Annotated in this window: 28 protein-coding genes; 9 read left to right on the forward strand and 19 right to left on the reverse strand. The window is 64.3% G+C overall.

What is annotated here, in order from left to right:
• Window positions 1-29: 29 nt before the first annotated feature.
• The 8 genes from HALLA_RS05060 to truD form a co-directional block, all read right to left on the reverse strand.
• Window positions 30-299: a DUF3194 domain-containing protein gene (locus tag HALLA_RS05060; protein WP_049952361.1), complete on the reverse strand. Its 270-nt coding sequence runs from the start codon at window positions 297-299 to the stop codon at window positions 30-32.
• A 91-nt stretch (window positions 300-390) separates the two neighbouring features.
• Window positions 391-792, reverse strand: coding sequence for a prefoldin subunit beta (locus HALLA_RS05065; protein ID WP_049952362.1), 402 nt, complete (start codon window positions 790-792; stop codon window positions 391-393).
• 87 nt (window positions 793-879) lie between these two features.
• Window positions 880-1,137 (reverse strand): KEOPS complex subunit Pcc1, encoded by a 258-nt coding sequence (locus tag HALLA_RS05070; RefSeq protein ID WP_049952363.1) that lies wholly within the window; start codon window positions 1,135-1,137, stop codon window positions 880-882.
• 5 nt (window positions 1,138-1,142) lie between these two features.
• The gene (locus tag HALLA_RS05075; RefSeq protein ID WP_049952364.1) at window positions 1,143-1,277 is read right to left on the reverse strand and encodes a DNA-directed RNA polymerase subunit P; all 135 of its coding nucleotides are present in this window, start codon (window positions 1,275-1,277) and stop codon (window positions 1,143-1,145) included.
• A 21-nt stretch (window positions 1,278-1,298) separates the two neighbouring features.
• Window positions 1,299-1,571, reverse strand: a complete 273-nt coding sequence (locus tag HALLA_RS05080; protein ID WP_049952365.1) for a 50S ribosomal protein L37Ae — start codon at window positions 1,569-1,571, stop codon at window positions 1,299-1,301.
• Between the two features lie 42 nt (window positions 1,572-1,613).
• A complete protein-coding gene (locus HALLA_RS05085; RefSeq protein WP_049952366.1) occupies window positions 1,614-1,826 on the reverse strand; it encodes a hypothetical protein in 213 nt (70 codons plus the stop codon).
• Window positions 1,827-1,985: 159 nt separating this feature from the next.
• On the reverse strand, window positions 1,986-2,702 hold the full coding sequence (locus tag HALLA_RS05090; RefSeq protein WP_049952367.1) for a DUF2103 domain-containing protein: 717 nt from the start codon (window positions 2,700-2,702) through the stop codon (window positions 1,986-1,988).
• A gap of 116 nt (window positions 2,703-2,818) precedes the next feature.
• A complete protein-coding gene (gene truD, locus HALLA_RS05095; RefSeq protein ID WP_049952368.1) occupies window positions 2,819-4,192 on the reverse strand; it encodes a tRNA pseudouridine(13) synthase TruD in 1,374 nt (457 codons plus the stop codon).
• A 138-nt stretch (window positions 4,193-4,330) separates the two neighbouring features.
• On the opposite strand from truD, the gene HALLA_RS05100 reads away from it, so the two are divergent.
• The gene (locus HALLA_RS05100) at window positions 4,331-4,576 is read left to right on the forward strand and encodes a hypothetical protein (protein WP_049952369.1); all 246 of its coding nucleotides are present in this window, start codon (window positions 4,331-4,333) and stop codon (window positions 4,574-4,576) included.
• 93 nt (window positions 4,577-4,669) lie between these two features.
• Complete coding sequence (locus HALLA_RS05105; protein WP_049952370.1) at window positions 4,670-5,359, forward strand: YqjF family protein; 690 nt, start codon at window positions 4,670-4,672, stop codon at window positions 5,357-5,359.
• 39 nt (window positions 5,360-5,398) lie between these two features.
• On the opposite strand, the gene HALLA_RS05110 is transcribed toward HALLA_RS05105, so the two are convergent.
• Entirely contained in the window at window positions 5,399-6,040 is a 642-nt protein-coding gene (locus HALLA_RS05110) for an alpha/beta hydrolase (protein WP_049952371.1), read from the reverse strand.
• Window positions 6,041-6,177: 137 nt separating this feature from the next.
• Here HALLA_RS05110 and HALLA_RS05115 point away from each other — a divergent pair, with 137 nt between their 5' ends.
• From HALLA_RS05115 to HALLA_RS05130, 4 genes are all read left to right on the forward strand, one after another.
• Entirely contained in the window at window positions 6,178-7,107 is a 930-nt protein-coding gene (locus tag HALLA_RS05115) for a sulfide-dependent adenosine diphosphate thiazole synthase (RefSeq protein ID WP_049952372.1), read from the forward strand.
• Between the two features lie 7 nt (window positions 7,108-7,114).
• Window positions 7,115-7,912 (forward strand): DUF7001 family protein, encoded by a 798-nt coding sequence (locus tag HALLA_RS05120; protein WP_049952373.1) that lies wholly within the window; start codon window positions 7,115-7,117, stop codon window positions 7,910-7,912.
• A gap of 95 nt (window positions 7,913-8,007) precedes the next feature.
• On the forward strand, window positions 8,008-8,439 hold the full coding sequence (locus HALLA_RS05125; RefSeq protein WP_049952374.1) for an acyl-CoA thioesterase: 432 nt from the start codon (window positions 8,008-8,010) through the stop codon (window positions 8,437-8,439).
• Window positions 8,440-8,543: 104 nt separating this feature from the next.
• Window positions 8,544-8,939: a hypothetical protein gene (locus HALLA_RS05130; RefSeq protein WP_049952375.1), complete on the forward strand. Its 396-nt coding sequence runs from the start codon at window positions 8,544-8,546 to the stop codon at window positions 8,937-8,939.
• Window positions 8,940-9,017: 78 nt separating this feature from the next.
• Here HALLA_RS05130 and HALLA_RS05135 read toward each other — a convergent pair whose 3' ends face one another.
• From HALLA_RS05135 to HALLA_RS05150, 4 genes are all read right to left on the reverse strand, one after another.
• On the reverse strand, window positions 9,018-9,680 hold the full coding sequence (locus HALLA_RS05135) for a class I SAM-dependent methyltransferase (protein ID WP_049952376.1): 663 nt from the start codon (window positions 9,678-9,680) through the stop codon (window positions 9,018-9,020).
• Window positions 9,681-9,712: 32 nt separating this feature from the next.
• Complete coding sequence (locus HALLA_RS05140; protein WP_049952377.1) at window positions 9,713-10,612, reverse strand: thiamine-phosphate synthase family protein; 900 nt, start codon at window positions 10,610-10,612, stop codon at window positions 9,713-9,715.
• Window positions 10,613-10,823: 211 nt separating this feature from the next.
• Window positions 10,824-11,429 (reverse strand): dCTP deaminase, encoded by a 606-nt coding sequence (dcd, locus tag HALLA_RS05145; RefSeq protein WP_049952378.1) that lies wholly within the window; start codon window positions 11,427-11,429, stop codon window positions 10,824-10,826.
• Window positions 11,430-11,528: 99 nt separating this feature from the next.
• Window positions 11,529-12,164 carry a thioredoxin domain-containing protein gene (locus tag HALLA_RS05150; protein ID WP_049952379.1) on the reverse strand — a complete coding sequence of 212 codons (636 nt, stop codon included), beginning with the start codon at window positions 12,162-12,164 and terminating at the stop codon, window positions 11,529-11,531.
• A 141-nt stretch (window positions 12,165-12,305) separates the two neighbouring features.
• Here HALLA_RS05150 and pth2 point away from each other — a divergent pair, with 141 nt between their 5' ends.
• Window positions 12,306-12,644 (forward strand): peptidyl-tRNA hydrolase Pth2, encoded by a 339-nt coding sequence (gene pth2, locus HALLA_RS05155; RefSeq protein ID WP_049952380.1) that lies wholly within the window; start codon window positions 12,306-12,308, stop codon window positions 12,642-12,644.
• A 21-nt stretch (window positions 12,645-12,665) separates the two neighbouring features.
• Here pth2 and HALLA_RS05160 read toward each other — a convergent pair whose 3' ends face one another.
• The 5 genes from HALLA_RS05160 to HALLA_RS05180 form a co-directional block, all read right to left on the reverse strand.
• Window positions 12,666-13,433, reverse strand: a complete 768-nt coding sequence (locus tag HALLA_RS05160) for a maleate cis-trans isomerase family protein (protein ID WP_084568936.1) — start codon at window positions 13,431-13,433, stop codon at window positions 12,666-12,668.
• Complete coding sequence (locus HALLA_RS05165; protein ID WP_049952381.1) at window positions 13,426-15,132, reverse strand: hydantoinase B/oxoprolinase family protein; 1,707 nt, start codon at window positions 15,130-15,132, stop codon at window positions 13,426-13,428. Before HALLA_RS05165 ends, HALLA_RS05160 begins: the two co-directional genes overlap by 8 nt.
• Window positions 15,133-15,155: 23 nt before the next feature.
• Window positions 15,156-17,339: a hydantoinase/oxoprolinase family protein gene (locus HALLA_RS05170; protein ID WP_049952382.1), complete on the reverse strand. Its 2,184-nt coding sequence runs from the start codon at window positions 17,337-17,339 to the stop codon at window positions 15,156-15,158.
• A 33-nt stretch (window positions 17,340-17,372) separates the two neighbouring features.
• Window positions 17,373-18,578, reverse strand: coding sequence for an Nramp family divalent metal transporter (locus HALLA_RS05175; protein ID WP_049952383.1), 1,206 nt, complete (start codon window positions 18,576-18,578; stop codon window positions 17,373-17,375).
• Between the two features lie 249 nt (window positions 18,579-18,827).
• Window positions 18,828-19,385, reverse strand: a complete 558-nt coding sequence (locus HALLA_RS05180) for a hypothetical protein (protein WP_049952384.1) — start codon at window positions 19,383-19,385, stop codon at window positions 18,828-18,830.
• Between the two features lie 213 nt (window positions 19,386-19,598).
• Between HALLA_RS05180 and HALLA_RS05185 the strand changes: the two genes are divergently transcribed.
• Window positions 19,599-22,130 carry a DNA topoisomerase I gene (locus HALLA_RS05185; protein ID WP_049952385.1) on the forward strand — a complete coding sequence of 844 codons (2,532 nt, stop codon included), beginning with the start codon at window positions 19,599-19,601 and terminating at the stop codon, window positions 22,128-22,130.
• A gap of 16 nt (window positions 22,131-22,146) precedes the next feature.
• Here HALLA_RS05185 and HALLA_RS05190 read toward each other — a convergent pair whose 3' ends face one another.
• Window positions 22,147-22,641: a MaoC family dehydratase gene (locus HALLA_RS05190; RefSeq protein ID WP_339325750.1), complete on the reverse strand. Its 495-nt coding sequence runs from the start codon at window positions 22,639-22,641 to the stop codon at window positions 22,147-22,149.
• A gap of 219 nt (window positions 22,642-22,860) precedes the next feature.
• Between HALLA_RS05190 and HALLA_RS05195 the strand changes: the two genes are divergently transcribed.
• The gene (locus tag HALLA_RS05195) at window positions 22,861-23,529 is read left to right on the forward strand and encodes a hypothetical protein (protein ID WP_049952387.1); all 669 of its coding nucleotides are present in this window, start codon (window positions 22,861-22,863) and stop codon (window positions 23,527-23,529) included.
• Window positions 23,530-23,577: the final 48 nt, after the last annotated feature.

Below are 23,577 nucleotides of genomic sequence, written 5' to 3' on the forward strand. Positions count from 1 at the left end.
TGCGATTTGGCGACCTGAAATCGCCTTTGCTACTCGTCGAACAGTTCGTCCACCGCCGCTCTCGCCGCCAGCGCCGCCTCGTCGGCGACGGCGTCCGGATCGGCTTCGTCCTCGGGGGCGTTGAGGTAGACGTCGACCTCGAGCACGCCCTCTTCGAAGACGACCGTCACGTCGTAATCGCGGACCGCCGACTGTTTGTACGCCGAGAAAATTCGCGCTTCAGCTGCATCGGAGGCGGTCTGCACGACCGTTTCCGGGTCCGGGTCGGCGTCCGCATCTGTGTCCGTGTCTGTATTCATTGCTGGTCCTGTTGTCGATGTGGTGGCGTCGCCCCAAAAAGTGGGCGACTGGGAATCGGATCCCGCTTCGAGTCGCGTTCGATCGGTCAGTTTATGCGCCGCCTGCGCCCGGACCGCCTGGGCCGGCCGGGCCGCCCATGCCGCCGCCAGCGCCGCCGAGCATCTGCTCGAGTTCCTCCTGCAGGGATTCGAACTGATCCTGTACGCGGTCTTCCTGCTTTTCGAGGGTTTCGAGTCGGATCTCGAGGCTATCGACCTTCTCGTCGAGGTCCGATTCGGCTTCGTCGTACTCGGTTTCGACGAGGAGTTCGCCGACCTGTCGGTACATGGTCGTCTCGTCGTCGATGTTCTCGAGTTCCTCGAGCGCGTTCTCGGCGTCGGTGAGCGAGGATTCTGCCTCCTGTTTCTGGACGGCGACCGTCTGGGCGGTCTCCTGTAGGTCCTGTAGCTCCTCGATTTTCTCCTGTGCTTCCGGCGGCAGGTTTCCTTGCATACCCCGACCGAAGCCCTCCGGACTGATAAAGCCAAGCTTTGCGTTCGGTCGGCCGTCGAGACCGTTCGATCGACGACTATGAGAATTTCAGACGAACCGGCTTCCTGCGGTGGCGGTCTCCTCTGCAACGTCGACCAGCGTAAACCAGGTGTTGAGCGCCGCTCGAAGGGCGATAACGTCTCGAGCTTCGATCTCGATGCGGACGGTTCGGTCGGACCGGGAAATCGTCGTTCTCGAGCGGTCGTCATCGATCTCGCCGATCTCGCGGGTGACGCTTTCGGCGATGAGACGCGCTCGAGCGTCGCTCTCGTAGTCGAACTCGAGGGTTGCGCCGTGAGAAAACACGCGGGCTAGTGGACGTCGACTTCCTTGACGTCTCGGCTGCGCTCTTTGAGCAGGACCCGGTGTCCGCAGTACGGACAGCGGACGCCGCCGTATTCGTCGAGCTGGACGTCGCGTTTACAGCGGGAACATTTGTAACTCATGGTGGACTGTTTCCGAGTGCGTTAGTCGTCGCTTTCGTCTTCTGCCAGCGCGGCCCGGATCGATCGGGTCACGGTCTTTCCGGCCGGCGTCTGTGGGCGGTAGGCACCGCCGGTGAACACTTCGCCGGTCTCGTCGTTCTTCCAGATACCGGTTCCGACGCGGGTAACGTCGTCGCCGTCGACTGTCGCGTTCTCCATGTCGGCCTCGATATCGCTCACTCGTCGTCGGGAAACGCGCCCGTAGCGTGCGCCGAATCGGCCAGCGCTACCGACGATCCCAGAGTTGTTGCTCATAGTATCGTACCCTATCCCCAGCGGATTCATAAAGCTGTTGAGTCACGCTCGTCCGGTGGGTCCGCCGTTCACGACGGCGGTCCACACCAGTTCCCGGACGACGACGCCCAGCGCGGCGAGGTAGCCGAGCGGTGCGAGCGGTACGGCGAGCAATCCCGTCCCGATCCCGGTGAAAACGACGAGCGCCCGGACAGTCAGTCCGCTCATCGCGAGCAGCGGAATCAGCGCCAGGACGATGTCGGCTCGCTCGAGCATCGTAATTACATCTAATTACGGCCCGCCGGATAAGTGACTGACAACCAGCAGGTACTGTCTCTTCTCTCGAGTCGACAGAGTGACCTGGCAACGAACGTTATGGAACGCAACTGATACCCACCGACGGCGACTTCCGCTGCCGGTTTGTTCCGGGGTCGATCACTGGAACTCTTCTTCGTCGAGTACGTCGTTGAGGTCGTCACGGACCCGTTCGCCCATCTCTCGGTCGCGTGCAGTCGTGACGATCCGGTTTTCCTGCACGCTCGAGCCGTCTCGCAAAAGGAGGCGAATGTTTCCGCCGTCGTCGGCTCGCGTGACTTTCGCGCGCAGTCCTGATTGGGACCCCTTCCCACCCGCGTCGATCGGGCCAGGGATGACTTTCTTGACGTGGGGGTGTCCCGCGACGGTTCGAATGGCCTGCATGCCCGTTCGGCCGCCGATCAGCGTCGTGTGGCTGCCACCAATTTTCTCCGAGAGTGGGAGATTAACAACGTCGAGCGCTCGTTCCCCGTTTCGCTCGATGACGGCGTCGACTGGTTCCTCATCGTCCACGCGATAGAACGTGTGATGGAGGGTGTTCCGAACGGCGCGGATGACCGAGCGCTCTCCCGCCGCGTAGACCTCCTCCGGGCGCTTCCTGCGGATCTCGTCCCCGATCAGTTCTGCGAAGTTGCGAAATTCGACGGTCTCTTCCTCGCCAGTCTCGGGAACCGTCGTGATGGTCGTCTCGCCAATCGCCGTCTCATCGGCGAGCATCGTGATTGTCGCCCGCTCGCGACCCGCCTCGAGAACGACCCGGTCGGTGTTCGACTCCCGACAGACCAGACAGAAGTCTCCGGGTTTCTCGAGCGACGATGCGCAGTGGCGACACTCCATGGCTCTGCTCGGAGTTGGGACTATCCGTGTAAAACGCCCGCGCTTTTCGGTCGCGGGCTGTCACGCGAGCGACCGCGCCCGCGACCCGCCCATTTCCGACGGGGCGGCCGCTCGCGCTACCCGAGGTCGATCGGATCGACTTTCAGATACTCGCGACACAACACCGTCGCGTAGGACCCTTTCGGCAGCGCAAACGAGAGCGTCAGCGGCTCGCTCTCGAGCGCGAGGTCGGTTCGAACGAGGATCGCGCGCCGGGTCCCGGTCGAGTGGAACTCGCCGGGCAGGTCGAAATCGTCTGGCTCGAGGTCGAGCTCCGCGAGCACGTCGCGTTCGATCTCGCCCTGCGCGCCGTCGGCCAGTGTCGTGTCGGTTCCGACCAGCGGCGCCGTGACGAACGCTCGCCCGCGCTCGCAGTGGCGGGTCACGGATCGAATCCGGCGCTCGTCGACGCGCTGTTCCCGGTCGACGTCAGGCAACTCGAGTTCGTCGGGGGCGTCTCGGTCGGCGAAACAGACGACGTCTCCCTCGACCGGCCGGTCGAAGGGGAGTCCCCGCTCGAGCCGTTCGCTCAGCATCAGGTTGAACGCGTAGGACTGGGCCGCGTGAACGAACAGCCGCTGGAGGTTCGACGGAACCCGCTCGAGCGCCGCCCGGTACGTCTCCGGACCCGGCTCGCCGGATTCCTGGCTCTGGTGTTCGGCCAGTTCGTGGAGCATCGAGCGCTCGTACCGCAGGCGATTGGGAAACCGCTCGAGTGCCGCCTGCCAGTCGCGGCTCTCGTCGACGAACCGGCGGGCTTCTCGCGTCCCCTCCGGCTCGGACTCGGTCGGATTGCCGAGGTAGGCCATCACGGCCCCCTCCCAGTCGCCTCGAGCGATGGCGAGGCCGACTTCGTGCGTGACCGGCCGCTGGCTTCCGAACCGCTGTTGGCCGAAGAAGTTGGGCACGCCGATGGTTTGCGGCGAGCCGTCTTCGTCATCGTTACCGACGCCCGCGCCGCCGAACTCGCCGAGTTCGTCGGTAATCTCCGCCGCGGTTTCCGGTCGCTCGGCGTCGCTGACGACCAACTCGAAGCTGTTTCCGGCGAGGTCGCCGAACTCGAGTCCGCGTCCCGCCCGCCCGAGCACCTCGATGTCGGCTTCGTTCACCTCCGGAAGCTCGTTGCGGTCGGGCGCGTAGACCGAAAACAGCTGGGTCGTCACGGCGTACTTGTCCTTGGTTCCGGCCCAGTTGATCCGTTCGCGACTGATTCCCAGCGCGTCGGAGAGCCGGGACGCGAAGTCGTTCGTGTCCCACGCCGTGAGCGTCGCCCGGAAGACGAGGTGCGGATAGGCGTCCGTCGACGCGTCGACCGGCTCGGTCGAGAACCGCTCGAGTTCGCGCACGCGAAAGTGGTCGTCCGCGTCGCGCAAGCGACCGCCGACCCCGTCGGCGTCGCTGACGTAATACTCCATGCCGACGGCCTGTTCGGTTGGATGAGCGGGGCGCATGTTCGTAGTTGGAACGGCTTTGGCCGCCGGGACTAAATCGGTTCGTTCTCGAGGCGGCATCCGGTCCAGTATGTGAGAACCGGCCGGTGGAAACAGGTAGACCGAATATCATTTGGTGGACGGTGTCCATCGTTCCGTATGGAACTGTCTCCGCTCCGGAGCGCACTACTGGTGATGGGTGGCGTACTCGTTGCATCCGTCGCCGTCCCGTTCATCACCGGAGATTCCGTTCGGATCAGCACGCTGCTCGGTGCCGCCCTCGGCTGTGTCGTTCCGTTGGCGCTTGCACGCCATCCCGGCGCGCTCGAGAAGCGAACGGCGGTCGTCGGGGGAGGCGTCATGACCGTGATCCTCGTGAGCGCGGCGCTCTGGATGCACGTGTAACGAAAGCGGACTGCCCGCTGAAAAGGGGAACCGGTCCGATAATCGGCAGACGTTCGTAACAAGTGATTTTTGTCCGTACGCTAGAGTGTCAACATGGTCGTTCCGTTAGAGATGGGATGGCGGCAACTGCTGTTCGAGAACTGGCCGATCGATCCCGACGTGATGGACGCCCATCTTCCTGCCACGCTGACGCCCGACGAGTACGACGGGTCCGCGTGGCTGTCGATCGTTCCGTTCACCAACGTCGCCGTCCGACCGAGGGGCGTTCCGAAATCGCTCGGTATCAGACTACCGGAACTCAACGTTAGAACGTACGTCACGCACGACGGCGTGCCGAGCGTCTACTTCTTCAGCCTCGATGCGCAGGGCATCTCGAGCGTGCTCGGCGCGCGCGTCTTCCACCACCTGCCGTACTACTACGCGCGTATCTCGCTGGCGGTCGAAGACGGCCGCGTCGCGTTCTCGAGCAACCGTCGTCATCCGGGTGCTCGACCCGCCCAATACGAGGGGACCTACTGGCCGACCGACGACCCGTTTTTGGCCCCGAGCGATCCGTTCGGGGAGTTCCTGGTCGAACGCTATCGGTTCTACACCGAAGCGCAGGACGGGTCGATCCGGTACACGGACGTCGAACACGACCCGTGGCAGTTGTACCCGGCCGCTGCCGACATCGAAACGAATACGCTGTTTTCGGCGCACGGATTCGAAACGCCGAACGCCGAACCGGTCTATTACTACAGTCCGGGGCTTGACGTGGTCGCCTCGCGAAGCAGGCGTTTGTGAGAAGAGCGCGGAAGTCCGATCGTCCCCTTTTACTACCGATCACTCCGCCACCCTGTCGACGAGTTCGCGGACGTACTCGAGTTCGTCCTCTAACACCGTGTGGCCGACACCCTGATAGATCCGTTTCTCGGTCTCGGCCTCGAGTTCGTCGAAGGCCCGGATCGACTCGTCGACCCGTTCGACCGGAATGTGGGGGTCCTGATCCCCGCAGCCGATGAACACCGGCGTTCCGTCCATCGAGCCGTCGTAGTCTCGAGGCGTCCCTTCGGCACCGATCAGGCCCCCAGAGAGGGCGACGACGCCGCCGTATCGATCGGCGTTTCGAGCGGCGTATTCGGTCGAGAGACAGCCTCCCTGTGAGAAGCCGAGCAGGATCGTTCGCTCGAGCGGCATTCCTGCCGATTCGACCGTCTCGAGAACGTCCTCGAGTTTGGCCAGCGCGGAGTCGAGATGTGGCTGGTTGTCCTCGATAGGGGCGAGAAACGAGTTCGGGTACCAGGTTCCGCGATGGGCCTGCGGCGCGAGAAAGGCGATATCGTCGCGCGCGAACTCGTTTGCGAACTCGAGCATCCCGCTCGCGCGGGCCCCGCGGCCGTGGACGAGGACCATCGCCGCGCTCGCGTCCTCGAGGTCGGCTCCGGCGCGCTCGAGGGGCTGATTTCCGTGTGGGTCGTCGATCATAGGCAGATCTGACGGGGCCGAGGGCGAAAGATGTTGGCAAGCCGGTGACGGAAGCTGGACCACGGGATTTTTGCCCCGCCGAGGGGAGTCCGTCGTCTCGATACCTTTTTCACCACCTAGTGTTATTACCTGGTTGTATGAGCGAGTTCGAAAAATTCAGCGACGTCGGCGAGGCGGACGTAACGCGAGCGATCGGACAGGAATGGACCGAGGAGTTCATGGACTTCTCGGACTCGGACGTCATCATCGTCGGTGGCGGTCCCTCCGGCCTCACGGCCGCGAAGGAACTCTCCGAGCGGGGAGTGAAGGTGATGGTCGTCGAGAAGAACAACTACCTCGGCGGCGGCTTCTGGCTCGGCGGCTTCCTGATGAACAAGGTCACGGTTCGCAGCCCCGCCCAGAAGGTGCTCGACGAACTGGACGTGTCCTACAAGGAGTCCCAGGACAGCGAGGACCTCTACGTCGCGAACGGCCCCGAGGCCTGTTCCGGCCTGATCAAGGCGGCCTGCGACGCGGGCGCGAAGATGCAGAACATGACCGAGTTCACGGACATCGTCATCCGCGAGAACCACCGCGTCGGCGGCATCGTCATGAACTGGACGCCGGTCCACGCGCTGCCCCGGGAGATCACCTGCGTCGACCCCATCGCCGTCGAAGCGGACCTCGTCATCGACGCGACGGGCCACGACGCGATGGCGGTCACCAAACTCGACGAGCGCGGCGTGCTCGACGCGCCCGGCATTCAGGACGCGAAAGAGCGCGGCCAGGTCATGGACCAGACCGACAGCGACACCTACGGCGCACCGGGTCACGACTCGCCCGGCCACGACTCGATGTGGGTCGGCGAGAGCGAGGACGCCGTCGTCGAACACACGGGCCTCGTCCACGACGGCCTGATCGCGACCGGGATGGCGACCGCAACCACCTTCGGACTGCCGCGCATGGGCCCGACGTTCGGTGCCATGCTCGTCTCCGGGAAACGCGCCGCCCAGGTCGCACTCGACGAACTCGAGGTCGAGGCCGATCCCGTCGAACTGACCTCTCGAGCGGCCCCGGCCGACGACTGAACGAGCGATGGACCGAGTCGTCCTGTATCGAGCGCCGACGACCGAAGCCGGGATCGATGAGACCGCAGATTGGCTCGAAGAGCGCCTGGCGTCGTCGGTCGACGCACCCGTCGTCGTGAGAGACCGATTCCTCGACGTTCACCGAACCGATGAGTTAGCCGAGCGGCTCGCCGAGGCTCGCGTTCGGTCTCCCTACGACCGCGAAACGGGGAACACGATGCTCGGGACGGTCCGGTACGAGGAGCGCGTCCTCGAGTCGCCCGACCGCGGCGGGGGCGTCCTCTACGACGGCTTGCAGGTCCAGCGGGCGCTCAACGAGGCGATGATTCCCGACGAACGGGTTCTCGAGACGCTTCACGTCGCGATTCTCGATCGAGCGATCGGAACCTGGGGCGAGCACGACGGCCGGTGGCACAAGCGGGTGAACGTCCTCGGGCAACCCGCGCTCGTCTCCGTCCCTGGGCTATACGAGGCCCCAGCAAAGCCCGAGCGCTATTACAAAGAAAAACAGCAACACGCGCTGCTGTCGGGAGATTCGCCGCCTCGAGAAGTACTCGAGAACCGCGTCGAGGGCGAGTTCCTGATAGAAGACGACCCGCGAACGACCGAGGTGGTGAAAGGGTACGTGTTACAGGCGATGAACTATCTTCTGAATGGAACGCCGTTTTGTGATGACCCACGGTGTCGGCTATTCAACGCCCACCGTCACGAGGGGGTGATCGAGGCCCAACTTCGAGAGCCCACCTTCTGTCCGGAGCACGCCGAGTTGTACGGGCGTGATCGGACGGAGCCCGCGAGCGAATAGCGGTTCGGAACACGCGACCGAACGGCGGTCCCATCGAGACATCGGCCGCCCGATTCGGTGTACATTTTTGGGTCACTGTCGACTCACAACTATCAATGAGTGACGAATTCACGCTATCGATTCCCGTTCGATTCCGGGATATCGATCGATTGAACCACGTCAACAACGCAGTGTATTCGACGTATCTCGAGGAGGCCAGATTCGCGTATCTGGAGTCGGTCCTCGACGTCGACGTCACCGAGTTCGAACTCGTCATCGTCAACCTCGAGCTTTCGTTTGCCCGGCCGATCTCGCTCGACGACGACCTCGAGGTCGCCGTGTCGGTGACCGACCTCGGCGAGACGAGCTGGACGATGGAGTACGAGTTCCGGGTCGACGGTACTGTCGTGGCGACCGGCGAGACGACGAACGTCCACTTCGATCCGGAAACCGAACGACCGAAGCCGCTCCCCGCGGAGATCCGAGAGCCGCTGCTCGAACGCGAATCCGGACTCGAACCCGAACCGCTCGAGGGAAGCGGTTCGTAACGAGTTCGACCCCCCATTGCGGTCCAGCAACGTCCGTGAACGTCAGCTTCGGCAGCCTGGTAAACATAACTATTATGTGTGTTATTCCCTTACAAAGATGTATTATGCCCGCGCCCCCCTGTCAGGAGGAAAACGGAATCGTCGAACAGTGGGACCGAATCTTCGGCGCCCTGTCGGCCGAGCCGCGGCGTCGGCTATTGGTTTCGCTCCTCGACGCTCGTCCGGAGGAGTACGTCAACCTCCCGGAAGCGGCGCTCCTAAAGGAGATCGACCGGGACGAACGCAAGCTTCGATCCCAACTCGTTCACTGTCACCTCCCGCTGTTAGCGGACTACGATTTCGTTCGCTGGCGGACGAACCCGTTTCAGGTCCGACGGGGGCCGAAGTTCGAAGCTATCGAGGCCGTCCTGACGACGTTACTCGATCGGGCCGAGGAAGACCCACCGCTCGTGGCGGGTTCCAGCCGACTCGAGTACGACAGCGACTGCAGGACCGAGTGACCGCGCAAGACCGAGTAATCGCGCAAGACCGAGCGATCGGGTTTCCCGACGATGCCGACGCCCTCGAGTGTGCGTCGATTACGCGATCCGACCGCCGGTCAATCGAACGACTCCGAGCACGTGCGTTTCGTGGGCGACAGCGTCTGCGTTTTCTCGAAGCGCGTCGTGGGCGTGCCGAATGCGTTCGTCCAGCCGCCGCGTCGGCGCTGTCTCGTAGCGAAGCTTCGTCGTCGGTGGTGTCGAAAGGACCGTGATCGCGTGGAAAAGGGCGTTTACCGGCGGACTGTACCACCGATCGCTTCTCGCCGCGTTGACCAGGACGACGTGGCCGCCGGAACCAACGAATTTCGTCCAGTCCTCGACCGCGCCGGCGGGATTCGAGAGCATGCCGACGACGAACGTCGCGAGGACGGCGTCAACCGGTCCCGAAACCGGCGGTGCTGTTGCGTCTCCGCGGATGACGTGGACGTTGTCGTACTGGGCGGTCAACTCGCGCGCTCGCTCGAGGACGGGGGCGGTAAAATCGATCCCGATGACGGTTCCCTCGGGGCCGACCGCCGACCGAAAGAAAGGGAGGTTCGCACCCGTTCCACAGCCCATTTCGACGACCGTATCGCCCGGCTCGAGTCGACAGGCGTCTGCCGCCCGCTGGCGAAGCGCGACGATCCCCGGGGTTTTGCGCGCCAGCAGGTCGTAGAGCCGCGCCCATCGTCCGTAGAACGCCTGCGCGTCTTCGGTCATTGATGGTTCAGGTAGCTGGTGGGCGGCCGTGCTTAAATTACCGACCGAACCGTATCAGCGACTGATTCCGCGTCCGGGCCGAGCACGTACGTGATCGGTTCGATCCCCATTCCGCCGGTCTGGTAGAGCACTGTCGCATCGGGCTGGGACTCGATGGCCGCGCCCACGCTCGAGGCGACGTCGCCCGACCCGTCGAACTCCGCAGTGACGTGGCCTCGATCGGCGAGCGTGTCGACGATCTGGCGATCGTACTTGATGTTCGCCGCCGCGGACGCGTCCGCCCCGTGTCGGCGCGCCGCGAGCAACACTGACGCGACGTGTTCGGAAACGCCGAACTCCGGATCGCCGGGGACCGTCGCCTTCCCCTTCACGTCGAAGACGCGGCCGGGAACCCCCGCGACGTCGTCGATCCCCTCGGCATCGGGCGTACACGCGACGAGATTCGACCCAACCGCGGGAATCAGTCCCGCGAACCCGCTCGCGTTCTCGAGGATGCGAAGGCCTCGCCGGAGCGAGGAGAGGACGCGCTCGCTCGCCCGGAGGTCGCTTTCGGGGTCGTGGACCCGAAAACTGGATTCGTACTCCGCTAGTTCGGGAACCGCCTCCTCGTGAAGCCCCGAGAGTACGTCCCCGCCGCGCTCTAAGTTCCGAATCAGAATCTCGAGTTCGATGAGCGCCTGCACCGGCGTCGTGTCGCCCGTCGCCAGTCCCGCGCCGAGTTCCTCCACGAGCGATTCGACGCGCGAGTCGTCGGCGATTTGCTGATTGGTCGTCACGTCCCCGTGGGCGTACTTCGAGACGGCGCTCTGGCTGATTCCAAGCACCGACGCGACCTCGCTTTGGGTGAGGTCGCGCTCGCGAAGTTCGCCGGCTAGCATCGATCGAACCGTCGGTAGAAACTCCTCGACGACGATTTCTTCGACGAATTTCATTCGTTGGCGCGGTGTAGGAACCCCGCCGGGATAACTGTGGCTCACCGTCGGCGGGTGTGACTCTCGGCGGGTTTGGCTCACCTCCGGTAGGTTTAGCTCATCGCCGGTAGGTTTCGTGTACGCACGAATGGAAAGGGGACAGCCGTCTCCCGTCGGAGTACAGACGACGCCGGCTTCCAGAAGAACGCGGCTCGAGACGCCGTTTTCGGTCCTATTCGTCCGTCCGCTCGAGTTGGTCGCCGCCGAACTCGTCGTCGCTTTGGATCCGGGAGGCCTGCGGGCCGTCCTGGTCCTGGTACTTCGAGCCGCGATCGCTTCCGTACGGCCTGTCCGCCGGCGTCTTGAGCTCCGTGAACGTCAACTGGGAGATCCGCATGCCGGGGGTCAGGGCGACCGGTGCGGACCCGAGGTTCGATAGCTCGAGAGTGATCTGGCCACGGTACCCCGGATCGCACAGCCCCGCGGTCGCGTGGACCACGACGGCGAGACGACCCAGCGAGGAGCGGCCTTCGACGTGGGCGATGAGATCCGCGGGAATCTCGACGCGTTCGTGGGTCGTCCCCAGCACGAAGTCGCCGGGATGGAGGATGAAATCGTCGCCGTCCTCGACGACCGTTTCGGTGACGTACTCGTCGACCTCCCGCTCGGAGGTGGGGTGGATACAGGGGATGTTCGTCCGCTGGAACTCGAGGAACTCTCGACCCAGCCGCAGGTCGACGCTCGCCGGCTGGATCTGGAGTTCGTAGTCGTCGATCGGGTCGATCACGAGGTCGCCCTCCTCGAGGCGCTCGAGGATGTCCGCGTCGGAAAGGATCATGTGCGAGCACTCGCGTTGTGGGGCTTAAAAGTCATTGAACTGTTTCGGGACTACCGCTCGAGAAGCGACACGGGCCGACGACGGCAGCGTCGATCCGCGTTACAGCGCGTCGTCGATGGCCGACTCGATCGCGTCGTACGACGCTTCGACTTGCTCGCCGTCGACGAAAACGGACGGCGTGGCTTCGATGCCAGCGTTGCTGGCTCGTTCCTTTTCCGTCTCGAGTTCGTCTCGAAAGGCGCCGTCTTCGGTATCCGTGACCACCTGTTCGCCGTCGACGCCGGCGTCGTTCGCCGTCGATTCGATCACCTCGAGCGAGTATCCATCGTTGAACTCGGAATAAATATTCTCTTCGAACTGCCAGAACGCCTCGTCGCCGCCCTGATCCTGCACGGAGCGGGCGGCGCTGGCGATTTCCCAGGACCACTCGTCGCTGGACGGAATCGGGAAGTCACGAAACTCGTAGCGGATGTCTCCGGGCTCGATGTACGTGGATTTGATGTCGGGATATATACTTTCCGTGTATTTCGCACACGCGGGGCAACCGAAGTCCTTGAACACCATGACGGTTACGTCCGCGTCCGGATCGCCGGCGACCGGAACGGGGAGTTCTGACTCGCCCTCGAGCTCGAGTTCGCCTTCGACGTTCCCGCTGTTCGAGTTGAGACAGCCCGCGACGGCAACGCCCGTACCGGCGAGGGCCGTTGCCGCGAACCGGCGGCGTGAAATGTCCATACGGTTGCTAGCGACCGCGGGGTAAAATATGTAGTGACAGCGGCATCCCGTCGCCGTTCGTCGCCACGATTGCTCGAGTCAGCACCGCCAGCCCCGCGGCTGATCGCCGCGCCTATATCGTTCCCGCTCGAGTCTTCGGGCATGAAACAGGCCATCGTCGCGCGGACCGATATCGGGATGGGCCAGGGAAAACTCGCCGCCCAGGTCGCACACGCCTCCCTCTCGGCCTACGAGAAGGCAGACAAGCGAACCCAGCGAAAGTGGAAAAACGGCGGCCAGAAGAAAATCGTGCTGAAAGGAAGCAGCGAACGCGAACTCCACGAACTCTCCGAAATCGCAGACCACAAGGGAATCGCTCAGTCGCTCATCCGCGACGCCGGTCACACCCAACTCGAGCCGGGCACCGTCACCGCGCTGGCCGTCGGCCCCGCGGAAGAAGACCTCGTCGACCGCGTGACGGGCGAACTGCCGCTGTTTTGAGCGCTGTCGAGAGTCGAGGATTCAGCTTCGGTCGAAGAGCGCCCCGGGCGCGTCGATGTCGATCGATGCGACGCGACAGATGTCCCACAGCGTCGCTCCGTTGCTCGTCACGACGGGAACGCCCAGATCGCCCTCGAGCCGATCGACTGCGGCGAGCGAGCGGTAGTTCGTACACGAGATGAACACTGCATCGAGCGAGCGGCCGTCCGCCATCGCAGTCGCCTGTTCGTAAGCATCGTCGGGATCGAGCGTCCCGATGGCGGTGTTTGCCTCGATCCCGCGGCCGTCGATGGCGACGACGTCGAAGCCCGCGACCTCGAGAAATTCTGCTTCTCGTTCGTCGAGCGCTTCCGTGTACGGCGTCACCACGCCGACGCGTTCGACGGCGAGTCCCTCGAGCGCTCTGCAGACGGAGCGAGCCGTTGCCACTGCGGGGACGCCCGCTGCGTCCTCGAGGCGCTCCTCGAGTTCCACGTCGAACCCGGGGCCGTGAAGTAAGCTCCCCGTGGTACAGGCGTAGGCGACCGCATCGACGGCTGCGTGTGCGAGCAGTTCTCCGCCGCGGACCGCGTCGTCGCTCATCGCGTCGAGTTCGTCGACGGTGACCGACTCGAGGGCCATTCGGGCCGAATGTATCGTCACGTCGTCCGCGGTCGCCCGCTCGAACTCGGGTTCGACCGTCGTGTTCGACGAGGGGACGATCACCCCGATGCGGTCTCGGCCGTCGTCGCCTGCGAGTTCGGACCCACTGTCGGATCCACTGGTCTTGTGGGGGCCCTCATCACTCATCGCCCGTCTCTCCAGCAGAAACCTTCTCGTCCGCTCGGTCCCGTTCGAGCGCCGCCGTCTCGCGATCGCTTGGATCGCCGTGACCGCCGCCGCCGGGCGTCCGAACGGTCACCGTCGTTCCGACGGGAACGTCGACAGTCGTCTTCGCGGCGACCGTGGTTTCGCCCTCGCGAGGCGATTCTCCGGCCGCTCCCGATACGGCGTTCTCGTTCAATTCGACGCCGTCGGGGAGGTCGAATCCTGCTGGTAACTCGAGTACGTTCTCTCCTCGAGCGCCGTCCCTTCCACCGGCGACCCCGCCGGGGGCGTGGCGTCGCCGTTCAGTGAGCAACGAGACGGTCGCGTCCGTCTCGACGGTGACCGATCGCTCGAGGCCGAGGCCGCCGCGGAACTTCCCCTCTCCGCCGCTTCCAGGCCGGAAGGCGTAGCGTTCGACCCGCATCGGGTACTCGGTCTCCATCGACTCGATGGGCGTGTTGAGCGTGTTGGTCATGCCGACCTGGACCCCGTCCATCCCGTCCGCGGTCGCTCGAGCGCCGAAGCCGCCGGCGATCGTCTCGTAGTAGGTAAAGGAGCCGTCTCGAGCGCCGATGGTCAGGTTGTTCATCGTTCCCTGTCCCTGCGCGGGCACGCGATCCGGAGTCGCCTTCGCGAGGGCGCTGAAGACCACGTCGGTGACTCGCTGGCTGGTTTCGACGTTGCCGCCCACCACCGCAGCGGGTGCGGTGGGGTTGAGCACCGACCCCTCGGGCGCGTCGACCGAGACCGGCTCGTAACAGCCTTCGTTCGGCGGGATTTCGGGGTCGGTGATACACCGGACGACGAAGTAGACCGCGCTCTTGGCGACGGCCAGCGGCGCGTTGAGGTTTCCGTCGACCTGCGATGCGCTCCCCGAGAAGTCGACGTCGATCGTCGCGCCGTCGACCGTGACAGTCGTCTCGATCCGGACGTCTTCGTCGGTGATCCCATCGCCTTCGAGCACGTCAGTCGCCTCGTAGACGCCGTCCGGTACCTCCTCGAGTTCGCTCGCGATCCGGTCTCGAGAGTACTCGATGACGGCGTCGAACCCGGCGAGTACGGTTTCCTCGCCGTGTTCGTCGATCAGCGACGCGACGCGCGCTTCGGCGCGTTCGTTCGCCGCGAGCTGGGCGCGAAAGTCCGCTCTGCGCTCTCGAGCGTTGCGAACGTTCGCGAGGATGAGCGACTGCACGTCCGATCGGATCTCGCCGTCCTCGACGAGCCGGATCGGCGGCAGCCGGAGCCCCTCCTGGTAGATCTCGCGCGCACCGGCCGGCATGCTGCCGGGCGTCATCCCGCCAACGTCGGCGTGGTGGGCTCGAGAAACCGCGTAGCCGACGATCTCCGAATCGGGCGCGATCGGGGAGACCATCGTCACGTCGGGCAGGTGCGTGCCGCCGGTAAACGGGTCGTTGAGCACGAACACGTCGCCGGGCTTCGGATCGTGCTCGCGGACGGCCGCGACGGACTCGGGCATCGCGCCGAGGTGGACGGGGATGTGTTCGGCCTGGGCGACCATCCTGCCCTCGGCGTCGAACAGCGCCGTCGAACAGTCGCGGCGCTCCTTGATGTTCGGCGAGTACGCCCCGCGGATCAGGGTCTGGCCCATCTCCTCGGCGGCGCTCTCGAGCTGGTTTCGCAGTACCTCCAGTGTGATCGGATCGATGGCTTCGTCGGTCATCGGTGTGGCTGATTTCGGTGTGCTCATTGGCGTGCTGTTTCGGTCGTCGACTCGGCTCGAGTCATGACGAGCGTGCCGTCCTCGAGGATCTCGCCAGACCACGCGGGCGGGACGACGGTCGTACTCTCGGCCTGCTCGAGGACCGCGGGGCCCTCGATCGGTGCGCCCGGCTCGAGGCGGTCTCGCTCGTAGACGGCGGTCTCCTGCGTGCCGTGGCCGGGGAAGTGGGCGTCCCGCGCTCCGATTCGAGCCTGGCCGTCGCCGTCGTGGCGGACGATCGGGTCGGGCCCGTCGACGGTCGCGGTGGCACGCAGGTTGACCACCTCGACGGTCTCGTCCATCGCGTAGCCGTAGGCCTGTTCGTGGGACTCGTGAAACCGCTCGGCGACCGCCGCCGGATCGAACTCTTGGCCGACCGAAACGGACAGCTCGAAGCTCTGGCCCGCGTACCGACAGTCGGCCGTTCGTTCGATCCGGGCCGCGTCGGGGTCGGACGCGTCGGCCAGAACCTCCGACACGAGCCCGTCGTAGACGTCCTCGAGACGGGACGGGTCCGCGCTCTCGAGGTCGACGCCGACGGTTCGGACCGCGTCGTAGCTCTCGTCTGCCGCGAGCAGGCCGAACGCCGAGAGGACGCCACCTGGCCGCGGGACGACGACTCGGTCGACCTCGAGGCTCTCGGCGAGCGCCGCCGCGTGCATCGGTCCCGCACCGCCGAAGGCGACGAGCGCGAACGAGCGCGGATCGTGGCCCCGCTCGACGGTGACCGACCGGATCGTCCGGGTCATCGTCGCGTTCGCGACGCGGTAGACGCCGCGGGCAGCCTCGAGCGCGCTCTCGAGGCCCGCCTCGTCCGCCAGTCGTTCCAGCGCGTCGTGGGCGGCCTCGACGTCGAGGGTGAACTCCCCGCCGAGGGCCGTCTCGGGACCGATGTAACCGAGCACGACGTTCGCGTCGGTCACCGTCGGTTCGGTGCCGCCGCGGCCGTAACAGACCGGTCCGGGCTGGGCACCCGACGAACGGGGACCGACGCGGAGCGCGCCTCCCGCGTCGACCCACGCGATCGACCCCCCGCCAGCGCCGACAGTGTTCACGTCGACCATCGGCGTGCGAATCGGGAGGCCGTCGATTTCCGAGTCGGTCGTCCGCTCGGCTTCGCCGTCCCGGACGAGGCTCACGTCGCTCGAGGTGCCGCCCATGTCGAAGGTGACCAGTCCCGAAACGGCGTCGTCGTCCACCGTGGCGGCCGCGCCGACGACGCCCGCTGCGGGCCCCGAAAGCGTGGTCGTGACGGCCTGCTTTCGAACCGTCTCGGGATCGGCAATGCCGCCGTTGGCCTGCATGATCCGCGGCGCGGGGATGCCGGCATCCGCGGCCTCGTCGACCAGTCTACCGACGTAGCTGTCGATCGCCGGGCGGACGTAGGCGTCGACGGCCGTCGTCGAGGTTCGCTCGAACTCGCGGAACTCCGCGAGCACCTCGTGGGAGGCAGACACCGGGACCTCGAGTTCGTCCCGGAGCACGTCGGCGACGATTCGTTCGTTTTCGGGGTCCGCGTAGGCGTGGAGCAGGCAGATGGCGACGCTCTCGACATCGCGCTCTCGCAGTGTCGCGGCGAGTTCGCGCACCGCCTCGGGGTCGACGGCCCGTTCGACGCCCTCGGGCGTCGTTCGCTCCGTGAGTTCGTATCGCCGGCGTCGAGGTACGAGCGGGTCCGGCTTTTCGACCTCGAGATCGTACAGGTCGGGCCGATCCTGCCTGCCGATCTCAAGGACGTCCCGGAACCCCTCGGTCGTGACCAGCGCGGTCTTCGCGCCGCCGCGCTCGAGCAGGGCGTTGACCGAAACCGTCATCGCGTGGGCGAACTCGTCGATCTCGCTCGGATCGATGCCCGCGCGCTCGCAGGCCTTCTCGATCCCCTCGAGGACGCCGACGCTCTGGTCGTCGGTCGTCGGCACCTTCGCGGTGACCAGCCGATCCTCGACCGAGAGCGCAACGTCAGTGAACGTCCCGCCCACGTCGACGCCGACTCGAGTAGCGGTCTCGCTCGAGTCGCCTGAACCGTCGCTAGTCGAGCGTTCCGTACGGTTGTCGCTCGAGTGTTTCGAATGACCGTCGCTCGAGCGTTCCGGTCGATCGCCGGTCGGGGTCTCGTCGTCGCTTGGCTGGTCCGATTCGGTTCCGTCCGTCATGTCTGATTCGTTCATGTGAGAGGTGGAAAGATTGTGCTGATGAGTTCGTTACGCGAGAAGCACGTCGTACAACGTCTGAAGACCGAGACCGACGACGACTAGCGTGATCACCGCGCCGAGGACGTTCTGGAGCGTCCCGTTCGTGTACTCGCCGAGCAGGGACTCGTTGTTCATCGCGTAGATCAGGAAGACCGCGAGGATCGGCAGCAAAAGCCCGTTTGCGACCTGTGCGAAGACGATGATCTCCACGGGGCTGTAATCGAGCGCAGAGAAGACGATCCCGACGCCGAGGATCGCGATCCAGATCGCGCGGAATCGCGTCGACGTGAGGTCCCGTTCCCAGCCTAGCGCGCCGGCGGTTGCATAGGCCCCTGCGAGCGGCGCGCTCATCGCGCTCGTAAAGCCGGCGGCGAACAGGCCGACCGCGAAGAAGGTCATCGCGTACCCGCCGAAGACCGGCTCTAACTGGTCGGCCATCTCGCCGACGTTCTCGATCGAAGTTCCCTCGGGGAACACCGCGGCCGCTGTCACGACGATCGAGGTCGTGATGATTCCGCCGACTGCGACCATCGCGATGGTGTCGGTACGACACTCGGCGAGGTCTGCCGGGCCGTCCCAGCGCTCCTGGACGGTGCTCGCGTGGAGGAACAGGTTGTAGCCGACGACGGTGGTCCCGACGAGGCCGGCGATCAGGTACGCCGACCCGTCGGGCACTCGAGGAACGAGTCCCCCGGCGACGGCTCCGAAATCCGGTCGGACCATGATCGCGTTGACGACGAACGCGAGTCCCATGACCGTGACGAGGCCGATGAACACCCGTTCGATCAGCTTGTAGTTGCCCGTCCAGAGCAACGCGCCCGCGACGAGGCCGATCAGCGGCCCCCAGACGGTCTCGCTGACGCCGGTGATGGTGCTCAATCCCGCCGCACCGCCGACGATGTTGCCGGTCTGGAACGCCGCCGTTCCGATGCCGATCGCGGCGACCACCAATCCGACGGTGGCCGTCCTGATGATCGGGTTCGAAAACTCGTTTCGAAGCGCTTCCCCGAGACCTTCTCGAGAAACCAGCCCGAGACGGGCGCTCATCTCCTGAAGGACCATCGTCGCGACGATCGAAAACGCGATGGTCCACAACAGGAGGTAGGCGTACTCAGCCCCGATGACGCTTGCTGTCGTTACTGTACCTGGGCCCACGAACGCCGCTGCGACGAGCGCCCCCGGACCGATCGCCTTGAGTCGTTCTACGACACCCATGTGCGATATCCACTCACATCCCTCTCCGTAATCGACAAAAGGGTTGTTGAGAGTCGATCATACGAGATACGTCAAACGTTCGCATTCGATGATTCGGTATGAACTCGTATGAATGCGTGCGACCCTCTCGCAGTGTATAATCCTTTCGCGGTGTGTGGTCCACCCCAATATGTTATCCTCTTACAAACTGGTTCGCGATCGAGAATTCGATCAGAACCGTAACCTGTGGTCAGTTTCGAATTCGCGCTCTCAAGCGGACCGATCCGACGGCGTACTTTCCGTAATGATCACCTTCGACAGTCCCTGATCTATCTCGAGATCGACCGGCAGGTCGACCGTGCTGCGCTCGATGAACCGCGTCATGAACCACCGGATCGGCTCGGAGGCGAAGACGATCTGATAGACGCCCTCGCCCTGCGAACGAACCGCCAGAAATCCACAAAACGACAGCCACTCGAGAAGCTCCTCGACGCTCTCGAAGCGCTCTGCGTACTCGTGGGCGTGGTAGTCCGAAACGCGATCGGCGGCCTCGACGAACTCGGGGTCCGGATCGCCGTCCTCGTACAGCCGCTCGAGAAAACAGTGCAGAAAGTCAACGTCGAGCAGGACGTGCTCGCCCGAGGAGAGCATCTGGTAGTACTGCTCGAGATTGTCGCTCGGTCGCCCGCTGGCCGCCTCGAAGTTCGCCGCATAGAATGCGAGCGCCCGTCGAACCACCTCGCTCTGTCCGTTGTCGGTTTGGGACATGAGCGTCTCGAGTGCCGTCTCCGCGTCGTCGTCGAGCGATACCGTCATTCGGCGCGTCATGGGTTCGGGGAGGGATTGCAGACGGATAACTGTCCGCACACGCGCTTGTGGAGCGTCACATCTCGAGTGAGCCACCTCGCGCACGCGAGCGCACAACGCACGCACACCCGCGCTGTCCAGCGGTTTCGGGTGTATTTCGTCGAAAGCGTTATCCCAATCTCGGTCGTACCGAGCGATCATGATAAACGGATTAGACTCGGGAGGTGAGCGACCGTGGAGCTGATAATCACGGAGAAGGACAACGCTGCGCGGCGAATCGCCGAAATCCTGAGCGGGGACTCGATGGACTCGAGTCGCGAGAACGGGGTGAACGTCTACGAGTGGGGCGGCAAGCGGTGTGTGGGCCTCTCCGGCCACGTCGTCGGGGTGGACTTCCCGCCGGAGTACTCTGACTGGCGAGACGTCGAACCCGCGGAGTTGATCGACGCGAGCGTCGAAAAGACGCCGACCAAAGAGAACATCGTCGCGACGCTGCGCATTCTCGCGCGGAAGGCAGAACGGGCGACGATCGCGACGGACTACGACCGCGAGGGCGAACTCATCGGCAAGGAAGCCTACGAAATCGTCGAGGAAGCGAACGACGACATCCCGATCCGTCGCGTTCGGTTCTCCTCGATCACCGAAAACGAGGTCAAATCGGCGTTCGACGAACCCGACGAACTCGATTTCGACCTCGCCGCCGCCGGCGAGGCCCGCCAGATCATCGATCTGATCTGGGGCGCGTCGCTGACCCGGTTCCTTTCGCTTTCCTCGGGCCAACTGGGCAACGACTTCATCTCCGTCGGGCGCGTCCAGTCGCCGACGCTCAAGCTGATGGTCGATCGCGAGCGCGAGATCGAGGCGTTTGACCCGGAATCCTACTGGGAGCTGGTCGCCGATCTCTCGAAGACCGCCGCCGACGGTGCCGAAGCCGACGCCGAGAGCGGCGAGGACCCGACCGCGCCGTTCGAAGCCCAGTACTTCTACCGCGACGAGGACGACAACGAAGCCGAACGCGTCTGGGACGAGTCGACTGCCGAGGGCGTCTACGAGACGCTCTCGAGTGCGGACTCGGCGACTGTCGTCGATGTCAACGGCCGCACGCGGACCGACTCGCCGCCGACGCCGTTTAACACGACTCAGTTCATCCGCGCCGCGAGCGCCATCGGCTACTCCGCCAAACGAGCGATGTCCATCGCGGAGGAGCTCTACACTGCTGGCTACATCACCTATCCCCGGACGGACAACACGGTCTACCCGGACGATCTGGACCCCGAGGAACTGCTCGACGACTTCGTCGGCCACCCGACGCTCGGCGAGAGCGCAGAATCGCTGCTCGAGGCCGACGAAATCGTCCCGACGGAGGGCGACGAAGAGACGACCGACCACCCGCCGATCCACCCGACCGGCGAGATCCCTTCACGGGGCGGCGACGTCTCCGACGACGAGTGGGAAGTGTTCGAACTCGTCGTGCGGCGCTTCTACGCGACCGTCGCAGAGCCCGCGGAGTGGGAACATCTCAAGGTCGTCGCCGAAGTCGCGGGCGAGGAGCGGCTCAAGGCCAACGGCAAACGACTCGTCGAACCCGGCTACCACGCCGTCTACCCGTACTTCAACACCTCGGAGAACTTCGTGCCCGCCGTCGACGTGGGCGAAGAACTCGCGCTTGCCGACGCCGAACTCGAGGCCAAGGAGACCCAGCCGCCGCGGCGATACGGCCAGTCTCGGCTCATCGAGACGATGGAGGATCTGGGCATCGGGACGAAATCGACCCGCCACGAGACCATCGAAAAGCTCTACGATCGCGGCTACATCGAGAGCGATCCGCCGCGGCCGACGCGACTCGCGATGGCCGTCGTCACCGCCGCCGAGGACTACGCCGACCGCGTCGTCAGCGAGGGGATGACCGCCCAGCTCGAGGCGGATATGGACGCGATCGCGAACGGCGAGGCCACGCTCGAGGACGTCACCGACGAATCCCGCGAGATGCTCGAGGACATCTTCGCGAGCCTCGCGGACTCCCGCGAGGAGATCGGCGACCAACTTCGCAAGTCGCTCAAGGACGACAAGCGCCTCGGGCCGTGTCCGGAGTGCGGCGAGGACCTGCTCGTCCGGCGCTCGCGCCACGGCTCGTACTTCATCGGTTGTGACGGCTATCCGGACTGTGAAAACACGCTGCCGCTCCCGTCGACGGGCAAGCCGCTGATCCTCGATGAAGAGTGCGAGGAACACGGGCTCAACGAGGTGAAGATGCTCGCCGGCCGGCAGACGTTCGTCCACGGCTGTGCGCTCTGTAAGGCAGATGAGGCGGGCGAAGGGCCGACGCTCGGGGCGTGTCCAGACTGTGGAGAAGAACACGGGGGAGAACTCGCAGTCAAGACCCTCCAGAGCGGGTCGAGACTGGTCGGCTGTACTCGTTACCCCGACTGCGAGTACTCGCTGCCGCTCCCGCGTCGCGGCGAGATAGAGGTAACGGAGGAGCGCTGCGAGGAACACGACCTGCCGGAACTGCTCGTCCACAACGGCGACGAGCCGTGGGAACTGGGCTGTCCGATCTGTAACTACCGGGAGTTCCAGGCTCGAGAGGCCGACAGCGGCTCGGACCTCGAAGCGCTCGAGGGGATCGGCGCGAAGACGGTCGAAAAGCTGGCGAACGCGGGGATCGAAGACGTCGCGGATCTCTCAGACGCCGATCCGGACGCCGTCGCCGAGAGCGTCGAGGGCGTGAGCGCGGATCGGGTTCGGACGTGGCAGGCGAAAGCCTGACCGGCTTTCTCAGCCGCTAGGTATCGCTCTGGCTGTCGGCGTGTTCGCGCTTTCTCGAGAGGACCGTTCGATCGAACGAACAGACCAGGTCGTCGTGCTGGTTGAAGACCTCGACGCACATCGTGACGACGCCGCGCTCGCCGTCTGACGTTTCTCGCTTCTCGGTCGCGGTCGATTGCGCGCGGATCGTATCGCCGTGGAAGACGGGTTCTGGATACTCGACGTCGTCGTAGGAGAGGTTCGCGACGATCGTTCCATCCGTCGTTTCGGGGATCGAGATGCCGACCGCCAGCGACATCGTGTAGAGGCCGTTGACGATCCGCTCGCCGAACTGGGTCTCCTCGGCGAAGCCGGAATCGAGGTGCAAGGGCTGCTGGTTCATCGTCAGATCGCAAAAGCGCTGGTTGTCGCTTTCAGATATCGTTCGACGGCGCTCGTGCTCGATTGTCTTTCCGATCTCGAGATCCTCGTAGTACAGCCCGGTCATAGCAGCATGGTCGCGAGTCAGCATGAAAAATACCAACGGTACCGCATCCAACGCATCCCGATTCCTGTTGAATTACAATACAGTTCATACTATCGATGTCATTAAATAGAGCCGATTGATTGCTTCAACTGGAGTTGACAATCCAGTGACGGAAAGAAGACAACGTAGCGAGAAGACGAGTGTCGTACTCGACGAGCATGTTGGGCTAATCGGCATCCACCGTGGTCCAACGGCGGTGGAACGATGAACAGAAAATCGATCGCAGCGATGGCGGTACTCGGTCTGGTACTCGTCTCGGGCTGTCTCCATATGACGGCGACAGTCGAAGTTTCACCCGATGGGGACCTCGAGACGATGGGCGTCGAAATGGAGATGAACGAGCTCCTCTACGACGAACTCGAGAGCAATGCCCAGGCGGACGGGTACGACTCAGTGGCGGCGATGATGGAAGACGAAATGCTGGGCGATGCCGACGAAGAACACTACGAGGAGGTCAGTTCGTCGGTCGATGAACTCGACAACGGAGACTACCGTGTATCCGTTAGCGCACATAACGTCGATCCCGCTGGTTCGGACGACATCAACGTCACTGTCAACGACGATACGATCGAGTTCGAAGATTCCGGCATTATCGACGATACGGAGGATGAAGGCGACCCTGCAGAATATGAGAGCGAGATCACCGTCGAGTACGAACTGATCATGCCCGGCGAAATCCAGGAGCACAATGCTGATGAGATAAGCGAAGACGGAACAACGGCGACGTGGGATCTCCTCAACGCCGACGAAGAAACTGTCTACGCGGAAAGTACGATCGAAGACGACGGAATGCCCGGATTCGGTATTCCTGCAGGCCTTGCTGCAGCGCTCGTCGTAATAGGCGTTCTTGGGCTGTCTACACGGTCCTCCTGAGTATCGACACCCATCGAGGTGCGGTAACTCTCGACGACAGATTTCCTT

This window comes from Halostagnicola larsenii XH-48, from assembly GCF_000517625.1.
Lineage (GTDB): Archaea > Halobacteriota > Halobacteria > Halobacteriales > Natrialbaceae > Halostagnicola > Halostagnicola larsenii.